The organism is Thermus parvatiensis (assembly GCF_001535545.1).
GTDB lineage: Bacteria > Deinococcota > Deinococci > Deinococcales > Thermaceae > Thermus > Thermus parvatiensis.
Map to the genome: position 1 here is coordinate 171,198 of NZ_CP014141.1, position 12,748 is coordinate 183,945.

General features: G+C 69.0%; 12 protein-coding genes and 4 pseudogenes. 3 read left to right on the forward strand and 13 right to left on the reverse strand.

Features of this window, described 5'->3' with window-relative positions; all coding sequences use genetic code 11:
• Positions 1 to 42 precede the first annotated feature (42 nt).
• Together pheT and pheS are read right to left on the reverse strand one after the other, a co-directional pair.
• Positions 43 to 2,399 (reverse strand): annotated as a pseudogene (pheT, locus tag AV541_RS00985) (phenylalanine--tRNA ligase subunit beta).
• Positions 2,396 to 3,448 (reverse strand): phenylalanine--tRNA ligase subunit alpha, encoded by a 1,053-nt coding sequence (gene pheS, locus AV541_RS00990; RefSeq protein ID WP_060384036.1) that lies wholly within the window; start codon positions 3,446 to 3,448, stop codon positions 2,396 to 2,398. Before pheS ends, pheT begins: the two are co-directional and overlap by 4 nt.
• A gap of 70 nt (positions 3,449 to 3,518) precedes the next feature.
• On the opposite strand from pheS, the gene AV541_RS00995 reads away from it, so the two are divergent.
• Positions 3,519 to 3,914, forward strand: a complete 396-nt coding sequence (locus AV541_RS00995; RefSeq protein WP_060384037.1) for an FAD-dependent oxidoreductase — start codon at positions 3,519 to 3,521, stop codon at positions 3,912 to 3,914.
• On the opposite strand, the gene AV541_RS01000 is transcribed toward AV541_RS00995, so the two are convergent.
• The 6 genes and pseudogenes from AV541_RS01000 to dnaX form a co-directional block, all read right to left on the reverse strand.
• Positions 3,911 to 4,825, reverse strand: a complete 915-nt coding sequence (locus AV541_RS01000) for a 2-oxoacid:ferredoxin oxidoreductase subunit beta (protein WP_060384038.1) — start codon at positions 4,823 to 4,825, stop codon at positions 3,911 to 3,913. The two genes, AV541_RS00995 and AV541_RS01000, sit on opposite strands and share 4 nt — an antisense overlap.
• A 1-nt stretch (position 4,826) precedes the next feature.
• Complete coding sequence (locus tag AV541_RS01005; RefSeq protein WP_060384039.1) at positions 4,827 to 6,680, reverse strand: 2-oxoacid:acceptor oxidoreductase subunit alpha; 1,854 nt, start codon at positions 6,678 to 6,680, stop codon at positions 4,827 to 4,829.
• 73 nt (positions 6,681 to 6,753) lie between these two features.
• Entirely contained in the window at positions 6,754 to 7,215 is a 462-nt protein-coding gene (locus tag AV541_RS01010; protein ID WP_008633934.1) for an HD domain-containing protein, read from the reverse strand.
• Positions 7,216 to 7,264: 49 nt separating this feature from the next.
• Complete coding sequence (locus tag AV541_RS01015; RefSeq protein ID WP_008633933.1) at positions 7,265 to 7,546, reverse strand: metal-sensitive transcriptional regulator; 282 nt, start codon at positions 7,544 to 7,546, stop codon at positions 7,265 to 7,267.
• 232 nt (positions 7,547 to 7,778) lie between these two features.
• A pseudogene (locus AV541_RS13290) lies at positions 7,779 to 8,015 on the reverse strand (DNA polymerase III subunit gamma/tau); the annotation flags it as partial.
• Positions 7,961 to 9,142: pseudogene (gene dnaX, locus AV541_RS01020) on the reverse strand (DNA polymerase III subunit gamma/tau); the annotation flags it as partial. The pseudogenes dnaX and AV541_RS13290, both read right to left, overlap by 55 nt.
• Positions 9,143 to 9,159: 17 nt before the next feature.
• Here dnaX and AV541_RS01025 point away from each other — a divergent pair.
• Positions 9,160 to 9,651, forward strand: coding sequence for a hypothetical protein (locus AV541_RS01025; RefSeq protein ID WP_082709612.1), 492 nt, complete (start codon positions 9,160 to 9,162; stop codon positions 9,649 to 9,651).
• Complete coding sequence (gene argB, locus AV541_RS01030) at positions 9,644 to 10,390, forward strand: acetylglutamate kinase (RefSeq protein WP_008633927.1); 747 nt, start codon at positions 9,644 to 9,646, stop codon at positions 10,388 to 10,390. The genes AV541_RS01025 and argB overlap by 8 nt, the downstream gene beginning before the upstream one ends.
• Here the strand turns inward: argB and AV541_RS01035 are convergent.
• The 5 genes and pseudogenes from AV541_RS01035 to AV541_RS01055 all read right to left on the reverse strand — a co-directional run bounded on the left by AV541_RS01035 (position 10,380) and on the right by AV541_RS01055 (position 12,691).
• Positions 10,380 to 10,880 carry a type 1 glutamine amidotransferase domain-containing protein gene (locus tag AV541_RS01035; RefSeq protein ID WP_008633926.1) on the reverse strand — a complete coding sequence of 167 codons (501 nt, stop codon included), beginning with the start codon at positions 10,878 to 10,880 and terminating at the stop codon, positions 10,380 to 10,382. The genes argB and AV541_RS01035 overlap by 11 nt on opposite strands.
• Positions 10,843 to 11,312: pseudogene (locus AV541_RS01040) on the reverse strand (NUDIX hydrolase). The gene AV541_RS01035 and the pseudogene AV541_RS01040 overlap by 38 nt, the downstream one beginning before the upstream one ends.
• A 29-nt stretch (positions 11,313 to 11,341) precedes the next feature.
• Positions 11,342 to 11,938 carry a MazG family protein gene (locus AV541_RS01045; protein ID WP_060384040.1) on the reverse strand — a complete coding sequence of 199 codons (597 nt, stop codon included), beginning with the start codon at positions 11,936 to 11,938 and terminating at the stop codon, positions 11,342 to 11,344.
• Positions 11,913 to 12,356: a hypothetical protein gene (locus AV541_RS01050; RefSeq protein WP_060384041.1), complete on the reverse strand. Its 444-nt coding sequence runs from the start codon at positions 12,354 to 12,356 to the stop codon at positions 11,913 to 11,915. Before AV541_RS01050 ends, AV541_RS01045 begins: the two co-directional genes overlap by 26 nt.
• On the reverse strand, positions 12,356 to 12,691 hold the full coding sequence (locus AV541_RS01055) for a YbjQ family protein (RefSeq protein WP_167345962.1): 336 nt from the start codon (positions 12,689 to 12,691) through the stop codon (positions 12,356 to 12,358). The genes AV541_RS01050 and AV541_RS01055 overlap by 1 nt, the downstream gene beginning before the upstream one ends.
• Positions 12,692 to 12,748 lie beyond the last annotated feature (57 nt).

Here is a 12,748-nt window from a genome sequence, read left to right on the forward strand (position 1 = left end):
GAACCCGGGGAAACCCTCTGAGGGCCTTTTGCCGGGGCGGTATTACGGGGTGTCCAGGCCGCGCAGGCCGAACCCTTTGGCCCTCAGGGCTTCGGCCACCCGGGCGATGGCCTCCTCCACCTCCTCGTCCCGCAGAGTGCGCTTGGGATGGCGGAAGCGGAGGTGGAAGGCGAGGCTCTTGTGGCCTTCGGGCAGGGGCGGGCCTTGGTAGAGGTCAAAGAGGGCGAGGCTTTCCATGTAGGGGCCTGCGGCCTCCCGCACCAAAGCCTCCACCTCGCCGTAGGGGGTGGGGGCGGGGACCACCACGGCGAGGTCGCGGAAGGCGGCGGGGTGGCGGGAGGGGTCTTGGAAGGCGAGGGGTTTCTCCGGGAGGGGCAGGCGGAGTTCAAAGAGGTGGACGGGGGGAAGCTCCAGCTCCTGGGCGATCTCGGGGTGGAGGGCGCCGAGGAAGCCCACCTCCTCCCCCTCCACCAGGACCCGTCCCGAGACCCCGGGGTGGAGGAAGGGGAAGGCCTGGGCCTCCACCCGGAAGGCCAGGCCGAGCCGGGCGAAGAGGGCCTCGAGGTACCCCTTGAGAAGGAAGTAGCCGGAAAGCCGCTCCTTGGCCCAGGGGAGGCCCACTCCCTCGCCGAAGAGGAGGCCGGCCAGGTGGGTCTCCTCCCGCTCCCGGAAGACCCGGCCCACCTCAAAGAGGAGGGCCCGCTCGGGCCGGTCCAGGTCCAGGTTCTCCTTCAGCACCCGGACCAGGCCGGGGAAGAGGTGGGTCCTGAGGGCCGCCTTTTCCGGGGCCAGGGGGTTGAGGAGGAGGAGGCGGGGGGGGTCCAGGCGGAAGCGGCGGGCGTCCTCGGGGTCCATAAAGCTGTAGGTGTAGACCTCCTGGAAGCCGAGTCCGGAGAGGACTTCCCTTAGGCGCCGCTCCTTCCGGTAAGGGGCTTCTACCCCGCGGTTGTCGGGGGCGGGGAAGAAGGCGGGGAGGGCCAAGGGGATGGTCTCGTAGCCCTGGATGCGGGCCACCTCCTCCACCAGGTCCTCCTCCAGCCTGAGGTCCAGGCGGTGGCTGGGCGGGGTGACCTGGTAGGTGGGGCCTTCGCCTTCCACTCGGCATCCGAGCCGCTTGAGGATGGCGATCTGCTCGGCCTCGGGGTAGGAGGTGCCCAGGAGGCGGTTGGCGTATTCGGGGCGGAAGGGGATGGCCTCCGGAGGCTTGGGGCTTCCCGCCTCGAGGATCCCCTCCGCCACCTTCGCCCCCGCCAGGGCCTGGAGGAGGCTTAAGGCCCGCCTCTGGGCGGGGATCTGGCCCAAGGGGTCCACCCCCCGCTCAAAGCGGTGGCTCGCCTCGGTGCGCAGGCCGTGGCGGCGGGCGGTTTTGCGGATGGAGACGGGGTCAAAGCAGGCCACCTCCAAGGCGATGGCCTCCGTGTCCTCCCTGACCTCGCTTTCCGCCCCGCCCATGACCCCGGCAAGGCCTAAGGGGAAGCTTTCCTCCCCCCGCCACCCGGCGATCACCAGGTCTTCCGGGAAGAGGGTCCTTTCCACCCCGTCTAGGGTCTTGAGCCTTTCCCCTGGCCGCGCCCGGCGCACCAGGATCCCTTCCCCGATATAACGCAGGTCAAAGGCATGCATGGGCTGGGCCCTTTCCAGCATGACGTAGTTGGTCACGTCCACGACGTTGTTGATGGGCCGCATGCCCGCGGCGAAGAGGGCCCGCTGCATCCAGAGGGGGCTTGGGGCCACCCTTAGGCCGAAGGCGTAGCCCAGGGTGAAGTGGGGGGCGCCTAGGGGGTCTTCCACCTTGAGAGCAAAGGGAAGGGGGACGGCCTCCGCCTTTAGGGCCGCCTCAGGCTCCACCAGGGCGTAGCCCAGGGCGTGGAGGTCCCGGGCGAGGCCCAAAAGGCCCAGGGCGTCCGGGCGGTTCGGGGTGACCTCGAGGTCCAGCACCACCTCCTCCGGCCAAGCCTCCGCCAGGGGGGTGCCGGGGGGAGGGCGTCCTCGGGGAACTCCAGAAGCCCCCCGCCGTACTCCCCTACCCCGAGCTCTTTGGCGGAGAGGGCCATGCCGAAGGACCGCACCCCTTGGATGACCCGTTCCCCTACCTTTTGGCCCAGGCCGGGAAGCTCCGTCCCGGGGAGGGCCAGGGCCACCCCGATGCCCTCGCGGGCGTTTTCCGCCCCCGAGACCACTTCCACCGTCCGGCCCGCGTCCAGGACCAGGCGCTTAAGCCGGGTGCCGGGGATGGGATGGGCCTCCAGGACCCGGGCGAAGACCACCCCTCTTGGGATGGGGAAGACCCGCTCCATCCGGTCCGTTTCAAACCCCAGGCCCGCCAGGCGCTCCTCCAGGACCTCGGGGCTTTCCAGCTCGGGCACGTACTGCTTGAGCCAGGAGAAGGGCACCCTCATAGAACCCCCTTGAACTGCTCCAGGAACTTGAGCCTGCCCCCGAAGAAGTAGCGGATGTCGGGGATGCCGTAGCGGAGCATGGCGAGGCGCTCCACCCCAAGCCCGAAAGCGAAGCCCGTGACCCCCCGGTAGGCGGGGGGCAGGCCGAGCTTCTTCCGGTAGGCGTCCACCGCCTGGAAGACCTTGGGGTGGACCATCCCGGCCCCGCCCAGCTCCAGCCACTTCCCCCCCTCGGGCCACCACACGGCGAACTGGGCCCCGGGCTCCACGAAGGGGAAGTAGATGGGCTGGAAGCGCACCTTGGAGTCGGGGCCGAAGAGGGCCTGGGCGAGCTCGTAGATCGCCCCTTTGAGGTGGGCCATGGTGATTCCCTCGCCCACCACGAGGCCTTCCAGCTGGTGGAAGACGGCCTCGTGGGTGGCGTCCGTCTGTTCAAAGCGGAAGACCCGGCCCGGGACCACGATGCGGAAAGGGGGGGTGTGGGCCACCATGTACCGGACCTGCATGGGGGAGGTGTGGGTCCTGAGGAGGAGCCGCCCCTCCACCTCCTCCCCCAGGGGGCCTTCCAGGCGAAAGCCCTCCCCCGTGAGCCAGAAGGTGTCCCACATGTCCCGCGCCGGGTGGTGCTCGGGGATGTTCAGGGCGTCAAAGTTGAAGAACTCGCTCTCCACCTCAGGGCCCTCCACCGCCTGGTAGCCCAGGGCGCGGAAGATCTCCACGAGCTCCCGCTCCATGAGGGTGATGGGGTGGAGCCCTCCGGAGAAGAGGCGCACCCCGGGAAGGCTCACGTCCACCCGCTCCCGCTCCAAGGCCTCCTTGAGGGCCGCTTCCTCCAGGGCCTTTTCCCGCGCCTCCAGGGCCGCCTCGAGGGCGGCCTTGATGGCGTTCAGCTCCTGGCCCCGTTTGCGGCGCTCCTCCAGGGGAAGGGCCGAAAGGCCCTTCATCTCCTGGGTCAAGAGGCCCTTCTTCCCCAGGTAGCGGGCCTTGAGGGCTTTGAGCTCCTCCAGGTCCCGGGCGTTTTGGATGGCGGCCAAGGCTTCTTCCAGCATGGCACCCCTCTTCCCAAGAGGATACCGCCTCGGTGTAGGATGGGCGCGAACCCAGAAGGAGGCTTTGGGCATGGAGCGGCGCGTGGAGGCTTTGGTGGTGGGCGGGGGCCTTGCCGGCCTTTCCGCGGCCTACTTTTTGGCGCGGAGAGGGCTCAGGCCCTGGGTGCTGGAGCGGGAGGCCCCCCTTTCCTGCACCAGCGACAAGTCCACGGAGGCCTACCGCCTCTTCTGGCCCGGGGACGAGGACCTGGCCGCCTTGGTCCGGGAGAGCCTGGACCTCCTTTCGCCCTTCGCCGGGGTGGCCCGCCCTAACCGGCGGGGCTACCTGTACGTGGGCCGCCTCGAGGCCCTGGAGGCCTGGGCCACGGGGGAAGAGCCACCCCCCTGGGCCCTGGCCTTCGCACCCGGGCGCTTCCTGGACCCGTCCTACCGCCTGAAGGGAGAAGCGGCCCGGTTCCAGCTTTAGAGGGCGAACTCTTGGAGGAGGCCCTCCAGGTCCAAGGGGGCTTCCGGACCCTGGGCCGGGTAGGCCTCGGGGTAGCGGGGGAGGTAGGCCTTGAGCCGCGCTTCAAAGGTGGGCAGCTCGGCCTTCCAGAAGACGCCCACGGGGATCCTCTCCCCCCACTCCAGGGCCTTTTGCTGGAAGCGGGCCATCCGGGCCTCGAGGGCCTCCGGGGGAAGGCCTGGGGGGATAAGGGGGTCGTAGCCTTCCTCCTCCAGCCGGTAGAGCCTCGGGGCGAACCACTCCTTGGTGTGAAGGTCGTTGTAGGTGGGGCAGGGTTGGAGGACGTGGAGGAAGGCGAGGCCCTTGTGGTTTATGCCTTCCTTGATGAGCTCTTTCAGGCCCTTGACGTCGTAGGCGTAGCCCCGGGCGATCCAGGTGTACCCGGAGGCGAAGGCGAGGAGGAGGGGGTTGACCTTCCCCTGGGGGTTGGGTTTGGGGAGGCTTTTGGTCTTTTCCCCGAGGCCCAGCGTGGGCCCGGCCTGGCCCTTGGTGAGGCCGTAGACCTCGTTGTCGTAGAGGATGTAGAGCATGTCCACGTTCCGGCGGCCTGCGGCCACGAAGTGCCCAGCTCCAATCCCCAGGCCGTCCCCGTCCCCGCCCACGGCCACCACGGTGAGGTGGGGGTTGGCGAGCTTGGCCCCCTGGGCGATGGGCAGGACCCGGCCGTGGAGGGTGTGGACCCCGTAGACATTGAGGTAATGGGGGGTCTTGCCCGAGCAGCCGATCCCCGAGAAGATCACGGTCCGACTCGGGTCCAGCCTGAGCTCAAAGAGGGCCATCTGCAGGGCCGAGAGGATGCCAAAGTCCCCGCAGCCCGGGCACCAGTCCGGATGCTTGTCCGCCTTGTAGTCGGTAAGCTTGAGCTCTACCACGCTACACCCCTTTCCTGAGCACGATCCTCCCCGGGGCCTCGCCCCGCTTTACCGCCTTCAGAGCCTCCACGGCCTCCTCCAGGGTGATGGGCCGGCCGTTGTACTTCACCACCCGGTGGTGGACCCTCTTTAGGGTCTCCTGCTGGACCAGGTCGGCGAGCTGCCCCGAGTAGTTGTGCTCCACAGTAACGAGCCTTTTCCCCTCCAGGAGGTGGGTGATCTCCGGGAAGGGCCAGAGGAGCCTTAGGTGCAGGTACCCTACCCCCTCGAGGTGGTCCAGGGCCTCGAGGAGGGTGCCCTTCACCGAGCCAAAGCCCAGGACCAGGACCTCCCCATCCCGGAAAAGGGTGTACTGGTCGGCGAGGGGGATCTCCTTCCGGGCGGTGAGGAGCTTCTGCATGCGCTTTTCCATCTGGGCCTCCCGGAGGACGGGGTCCTCGGTGATGTGCTCCAAGGGGTCGTGCTCGTCCGAGGTCATCCAGTAGAAGACCCCGGGCGTGCCCAGGGGGGCGAAGGGAGAGATGCCGTCCTCCGTGGGGGCGTAGCGGGCATAGGGGGTGGGCTTCCCCTCCTTTGGGGCAAGGCGCCGCTCCCCGTCCAAGGCCAGGGGCTTCAGGGTCTCCTGGGGGAGGATCTGTCCGGTGCTCGCCAGGAACTTGTCCAAAAGATGCACCACCACCGTCTGGTAGCGCCAAGCCCAGGCGAGGGCCTTCTGGGCATCCATGAAGGCATCTTGGATGTCCCCCGAGGCCAGGACGATCCTGGGGTACTCCCCGTGCCCGCCCCGGATGGCGAACATCAAGTCGCCCTGCTCGGTGCGGGTGGGAAGGCCGGTGCTCGGGCCACCCCGCTGGTAGAGGGTCACCACCAAGGGGGCCTCGATCATGCCGGCAAAGCCCATGCCCTCGGCCATGAGGCTGAAGCCGGGGCCGCTCGTGGCCGTGGCCGCCTTGGCCCCGGCGAGGGCCGCGCCCACGGCCATGGTCACCGCGGCGATCTCGTCCTCGGTCTGGACCACCATCACGTCGGCCCCCGGGAAGTGGGTGTGGGCCTCGAGGTAGGTGGACTCGTCCGTGGCCGGGCTTATGGGGTAGTAGGTCTGGAAGCGGAGCCCCCCGGCGAGCTTGCCCAAAGCGGCGGCCTGGGCCCCGGTGAGGTAGACCCGGCCGGGCTCGTACCCGTTTAGGTGGAGCTGGAAGGAAAGCTTGGGGACCTCCTCCCGGTAGACCGCCTGGGCCACACTTTGGTTCAGCTCCAGCACCTTGCCCCTAAACTGCAGGGCTAGGGCCTCCAGCAAGGGTTCCAGGGGGAAGCCCAGGAAGTGAAGGCTCGCCGCCACGGCGATGGTGTTCAGGGTGCGCCGGGCTTGAAGGGAAGGGACACCCAGCTCCGCCCCGATCCGGTCCGCCACCTCCTCAAAGGGGTAGGGCAGGGGCTGGACCCCCGACTCCACGTAGGCGGCAAGGAGATCCTTCAGGCTGGGGTCCAGCTTGCCGAAGCGTTCCGAAAGGGCCTCCGCCACCCGGTGGTCCAGCATGGGAAGCTTGTGCACCGTGAGTTCCAGAACCTGGGGGTCGTAGAGAAGGACGCCGCTCGGCCGGACCTCGTCCAGGTGCCGGGCCAGGGTCTCCCCATCCAGGGCCACCAGCATGTCCACCTTTTCTCGGAAGGAGGCCACGGGTTTTCGCCCTAGCCGCACATCCAGGTAGGAGTGCCGCCCCATGATGTTGGAGTGGTACTCCCGCTTGGTGGCCACCCACCACCCCCCCTTGCCCACGGCCCGGGCGAAGAGGGTAGCCGCGGTCTCTATCCCGCCCCCTTGGGGGCCGCCCACGCGCCACGTGAAGTCATCCATAAGCCCTCCTTCGCTCATTGATACCCTACTCCTTAAGGGTCCAGCTTGGCTAGGGGCATTTGCCCAAAAGGGGCTATTCCTCCTGGTCCGCCTGGTGAAGCCGCTTTCCCCAGAGGCTTTGCGGGCGGTGGTGCTCCAATACCAAAGTCCGGACCTCCGGGTCCCGGATGCGTTCCGCGGCATAAAGGGGGTGGTGGCGGCGCACCTGGAAGGCCCCCAAGATCCCCTTGCGCAGGGGATAAGGGGGTACGGGGAGGGCGTAAAGCCCGGTGAGGATGCGCTCCAGGGGACGGTAGGGCCTCAGGGCCTTTCCCGCATCGTGAAGAAGGGCAGCCCGGATGGCGAAGGCAGGGGCCTCAGGGTAGTGCTTCAGGAGCCGGCGGGCCACCCGCACCGCATGGGCCCGGTCCCTGGGGTCCATGGAAAGGTAAAGGGTGCGCTCCTCCTCCTGCAGAAAGGCCAGGGCGAAGGCATCGTCCGGCTCCTCGCCTCGAGGGAAAAAAGCCTGAAAGAGGCGCCTGAGCCTCTTCGGCACCTTCCCAAACCCTCGTCCTAAGCCCGGGCTCCTGCGACCCAGCAAGGGGCTAGATGAACTTCTTCAGCATGGTGGCGATCTCCTCGGGCTTCTTGGGGTTCACCTTGCCCTCGGAGACCTCGGCGGCGCAGACGTTCAGGAACTCGTGGAGGATCAGGGTGGCCGCCGCCTCCATGGCCTTCTTGGTGGCGGTCATCTGGGTGAGGACCTCGTCGCAGGGGCGGCCCTCGGCCACCATCTTCTGGAGCCCCCGCACCTGGCCCTCAATACGGCGGAGGCGCTTGAGGATGTTGTCCACGGTCTCTTGTCCGAGGTCGGTGGTCCGCGTCATGCCCCCATTATATACCAGTACCCCCTATCTCGTCTTGGCTCAGGGGTTCCTCCTCCGGCGCCTCCCGGGTCCTGGGCCGCCGCACCCAGAGCACCCGCCCCCCCAGGAGGCGGACCACCCGCCTCAAGGCCTCCTCCGGGGCCTCCTCCGCCGCTTCCTCCGCCTCTACCTCCTCCTCGGGAGGGCCCGGGGGTGCGGGCGCTTCAGGAGGTGGGGCCGGGCGGGGCCTTGGGCTCAGGCTTTTTTTTTCTCCCTCCAGGACGAGGACGACCTCCTCCACCCCGAAATGGGCCTGGGCCAGGGGGAGGAGCCTCGCCTTCTGTTCCAAGGCCTTGCGGTAGTGGAAGGCCTTGTCCTCGGGGAAAGCGAGGCAGAGCTGGCCTTCCCGGACCTCCGGGCGGGCCTCCCGCACGAAGGCCCGTAGGGTGGGCCTGAGGGCCTCGAGGAAGGCCCGCCACCGCTCCCGCAGGTCGGGCGCCTCCTCGGGCCTTGGGGGTTCCGGGGCCGGGGGCTTTCCGGCTTGGGGCCGACCTCTGGGGAGGGAGCGCCCGTGGGCTGGGGCAGGGCCTCGGCGGCCAGGGCCCTTCCCGCCTCCAGGAGGGCCACCTCCAGGCTTAAGGCGTCGGAGCGGCGGGCGAGGCGCTCCATGGCCTCGTCCAGGGCGGTCATGGCGGCGATCAGGGCCTGGGGCGGGGCGGGAAGGGGGGTTCCCGCGAGGCCGAAGGCGGCGTAGAGGCCTTCCCGGAACACCTCCAAAAGGCCCGAGACCAGGCTCCTCGGGGCGTACCCCTCCCCGTAAAGGCGCCGGGCGAGGCCCAGGGCCTCCGCCGTTTTCCCCCTCGCGAGGGAGGCGGCGATCTCGGCCAGGGCCTCCCTGGGGGGGAGGCCTAGGGCGCGCTCCACCTCCTTCCGGGTGAGGGGGCCTTCCAGGAGGAGGAAGCGCTCCAGGAGGCTTTCCGCGTCCCTAAGGGCCCCGTCCGCCAGGCGGGCGAGGAGGAGGAGGGCCTCCTCCTCCGCCTCCCGCCCCACGGCCTCCAGGATGCGCCGGAGCTTAAAGGCGATCTCCTCCTCCGTGAGGCGGCGGAAGCGGAAGTGCTGGGTGCGGGAGAGGATGGTGGGGGGCATCCTCTCGGGCTCGGTGGTGGCGAAGACAAAGAGGACGTGGGGCGGGGGCTCCTCCAGGGTCTTGAGGAGGGCGTTGAAGGCGCTTTTGGAGAGCATGTGGGCCTCGTCCAGGATGAAGACCTTCCTGGGGGCAGAAAGGGGGGCGAGGTGGATCCTTTCCCTCAGCTCCCGCACGTCCTCCACGGAGTTGTTGCTGGCGGCGTCAATCTCCACCACGTCCGGGTGGGCGCCCCTCTGCACCGCCTGGCAGTGGGGGCAGACCCCGCAAGGGGGGTCTTCCCCCTGGCACCCCACCGCCATGGCGAGGAGCCTCGCCGTGGTGGTCTTGCCCACGCCCCTGGGCCCGGAGAAGAGGTAGGCCTGGGCGAGCCTCCCCTCCCGGATGGCCTTGAGGAGGGGCTCCTTCACGTGCTCCTGCCCCACCACCTCCTCGAAGGTGAGGGGGCGGAAGCGGCGGTAGAGGGCGCTCACAAGGGCTAGTATAGGGCGTGGTGCGGAGCTTCCTCTCCTTGCACGTGCAGGCCCCCCTGGAGAGGGTGGCGGCCTGGGTTCGGGAGCGCACGGGAGGGGCCGGGGTCTACCTGGTCCCCGACCCCCCTTGGACGAGCCTCTACCACGAGGCCCTCGAGGCAGAGGAGGACGAGGAGGCCATCCGGGCTTTCCTCCGGGAGCTTTCCCGCCTGGGGCGGGCCCTGGCCTTTATGGTCCTAGGGGAGGAGGACCTCCTCTTTCTTTTGGCCGAGGGGGGGGAGGTGCAGGCGGAGCTAAGGGCGGGGCCGGAGCTCGGGGAGGCCCTTAAGGCCCCTCCCGGGTTGGCGCCCCTTCTGGAGCGGGCCAAGGCCCTTCCTCCTGAGCACGGGGTTCGGGCCCTGGCCCTCGCCTTGGGCCTCCACCCGGACCACGCCCTTCTGGGCTTTCTGGACCTCCTGGAGGCGGAGGAGGAGGGGGATTTGCCCGAGGAGGTGATTTACCTTGAGTGAAGCCCTTTTGGTCAAGGTGGGGGGAAGCCTGAGGGGGGCGGAGGCCCTTCTTTCCGAGCTTGCCGCCTACTCCGGCCCCCTTGTCCTCGTCCACGGGGGTGGGCCCGAGATCGGGGCCTGGCTCAAGCGCCTGGGGTACGAGAGCCGCTTCGTGGGGGGGCTTCGGGTGACGCCCCCGGAGCACCTCGAGGTGGTGGAGATGGCCCTCTACCTCACGGGAAAGCGCCTGGCGGAGGGGCTTTCCCGAAGGGGGAGGAAGGCTTTGGCCCTCTCGGGGCGGGACGCCCTATGCCTGAAGGGGAGGGCGCTACCCGGCCTGGGCCGGGTGGGGGAGGTGGTGGAGGTGGAGGTGGGGCTCCTCCAGGACCTTTTGGCGAAGGGCTACACCCCCCTCCTCGCCCCCATCGCCTTGGACGAGGAGGGCCCCTTAAACGTGAACGCCGACACCGCCGCGGGGGCCGTGGCCGGGGCCTTGGGGTGGCCCGCCGTTTTCCTCACCGACGTGGAGGGGGTCTACCGGGACCCTAAAGACCCGGAGACCCGCTTCCTGCGCCTCACCCCAGGGGAGGTGGAGGCCTTAAAGGGGGAGGGCGTCCTCCAAGGGGGGATGATCCCCAAGGTGGAGGCGACCCTTTTCGCCTTAAGGGCCGGGGCCCCCTGGGCGGCCATCGCCAAGGGGGAGAGGGGGGTCCTCGAGGCCGTCCTCCGGGGGGAGGCGGGGACCCGCTTCACCCTTTGAAGAGGCCCAAAAAGGCCCGCATGAAGGCGGGGAGGTCCTTGGGGCCTTGGGCGGTGACGAGGTTGCCGTCCACCACCACGCCCTCCTCCCGGTAAAGCCCCCCGGCGTTTTCCAGGTCGTCCCGGATGGAGAAAAACCCCGTCACCTTTCTCCCCCGCACGAGCCCGGCGCTCACCAGGACCCAGGGCCCGTGGCAGATGGCCCCTAGGGGCTTCCCCTCCTCCGCCACCTTCCGCACCAGGGCGAGCACCTCGGGGCTTCGCCGCAGGTAGTCGGGGGCGAAGCCCCCGGGGATGAGGAGGCCCTCTAGGGGCGGGGCCTCCCCCGCGGCCGCCTCCGCCTTCCAGGCAAAGCCCGACTTGGCCCGGTACTCCCGGGCCTCGGGGCCGAGGACCATGGGGGCGTACCCCGCTTCCTGCACCCGGTAGTAGGGGTAGAGGAACTCCCGCTCGTCAAAGAGGTCCGCGAGAAGGATCCCGATGCGCCTCACGCCACACCTCCAGGAACTCCTTGAGGATATTCCCCGTCACCCCCCAGATGTCCACCCCCCGAAAGGGGAAGTGCCAGACGGTGCGGCCCAGGCGCACCTCGTTCCAAGGCTCCACCTTTAGAAGCTCCTCCAGGGGGGCGAGGAGGATTTGGGCCACCTCCTCGGGGTTGGGCTTTAGGGGGGGAGGTCCTCGCGGAAGACCACCACGGGCTGCACCAAAAAGCCCTGGGGGGAGTAGGTGGGGGAGAGAAAACCCAAAGGCTCTACCCCCTCAAGCCCCACCTCCTCCTCGGCCTCCCTTAGGGCGGCCTCTACCACGCCCTCCCCCGGCTCCACCACCCCCCCGGGGAAGCTCACCTGGCCGGCGTGGGTGGGGAGGCGGGGGCTCCTTAAGGTGAAGAGGAGGTGCTCCCCCAGAAGGGGCACGGCCACCGCCGCCAGGCGGAAGCCGGGCGGGGGCTCTAGCCCTGCCGGCAGGCTTTGAGGGAGCGCTTCCTTAAGGCGCTCTCGGGGTCCATCCCCTTGGCGGCGAAAAGCCCCACCAGGTGCCAAAGCGCCTCCTCCAGGTCACCCGCTTCCAGGGCCTTCCTCAGGCCTTCCTCGCTTCCCGGGTCTATCCCCTTCCGCTGGAGCTCGTAGGCTCGGAGCAAGGTGGGAAGCCCCTTGGGCAGGCCGCAGGGGTCCTCCTTCTTGCCCTCCTTGGCCTTCAGGTCCTCCCAGCGGGCCTTCACCTCCTCCGGGGTCTTGGCGGTGGCCTCCCCGAAGACGTGGGGGTGGCGGCGGATGAGCTTCTCCACGATGGCCGCCTCCACGTCCCCGTAGGTGAAGCGGCCCTCCTCCTCGGCGATGACGCTGTGGAAAGCCACCTGCAGGAGGACGTCCCCGAGCTCCTCGGCCATCTCCTGGGGGTTTCCCTTAAGGAGGGCGTCCGCCGCTTCCGAGGCCTCCTCGAGGAGGTAGGGGACCAGGCTCTCGTGGGTCTGGGCCCGGTCCCAGGGGCACCCCCCGGGGCCCCTTAAGCGGCGCACCACCTCAAGCAGCCTTTCCATGCCCTCCATTCTCCCTTAGAAGAAGCCCCCCTGCTAGGGAAAGCCCCACCAAAAGAAGGCTTAAGGGGTCCAGGGGGGCAGGTTCCAAGGTCCATCCCCCGGGGCCCGGCGTGGGGAGTCCGGTGGTGCGGGTGAGGAGGAAGAGGAGAAAAAGCGTCCCCACCAGGTAGCGCCCCGCCCTCACCCACCCTTTTCCCGGGCGCACCTCCAGAAGGGGAAGGAGGAGAAGGGAAAGGCCGTAGCCCAGCTGCAAGGCCAGGAGGACCATGAAGAGGAGGCCGTACCAAAAGCCCGGGGTCCTCAGGGCGAAGGCGGGGTCTTGCACCCGGAAGACCTCCCCGCAAAGCCCCCCGCCCAAGGGGGTGTCCCCCAGGCCCAAAAGCTGGAGGAAGAAGGGGAGGATGAGGAGGAGGGCGGCGCGGCGCATCACCTTTCCCGGACGGGCTCCAGCCGGACCGCCGTCCCATAGACCAGGATCTCCGCCGCCCCCTGCATCACGCTTGCGGTGGCGTAACGGACGCCTAAGACGGCGTGGGCCCCAAGCCTCCTCGCTTCTTCCAGCATCCGGGCCTCGGCCACCTCCCGGGCCTCTTGGAGCATCTCCGTGTACTCGGGGAGCTCCCCGCCCACCAGGGTGCGGAGGCCCGCCAGAAGGTCTTTTCCCAGGTGCTTGGAGCGCACCGTGCTTCCCTTCACCACGCCCAGGACCTGGGCGACCCGGTACCCGGGGACGGCCTCGAGGGTGGACACCAGGATCTCCATAACCCCCATCCTACTTGCACCCCTCCGGGAGGTACGTTTGTCCCAAGGGCCTTCCTT

Excerpts from the sequence above, each read along its gene's own strand:
- AV541_RS01015 (WP_008633933.1), bottom strand. The coding sequence starts at position 7,546 with ATGACGCGGACCACCGACCTCGGACAAGAGACCGTGGACAACATCCTC.
- AV541_RS00995 (WP_060384037.1), top strand. The coding sequence starts at position 3,519 with ATGGAGCGGCGCGTGGAGGCTTTGGTGGTGGGCGGGGGCCTTGCCGGC.
- AV541_RS01050 (WP_060384041.1), bottom strand. The coding sequence starts at position 12,356 with ATGCGCCGCGCCGCCCTCCTCCTCATCCTCCCCTTCTTCCTCCAGCTT.
- AV541_RS01045 (WP_060384040.1), bottom strand. The coding sequence starts at position 11,938 with ATGGAGGGCATGGAAAGGCTGCTTGAGGTGGTGCGCCGCTTAAGGGGC.
- pheS (WP_060384036.1), bottom strand. The coding sequence starts at position 3,448 with ATGCTGGAAGAAGCCTTGGCCGCCATCCAAAACGCCCGGGACCTGGAG.
- AV541_RS01055 (WP_167345962.1), bottom strand. The coding sequence starts at position 12,691 with ATGGAGATCCTGGTGTCCACCCTCGAGGCCGTCCCCGGGTACCGGGTC.
- AV541_RS01005 (WP_060384039.1), bottom strand. The coding sequence starts at position 6,680 with ATGGATGACTTCACGTGGCGCGTGGGCGGCCCCCAAGGGGGCGGGATA.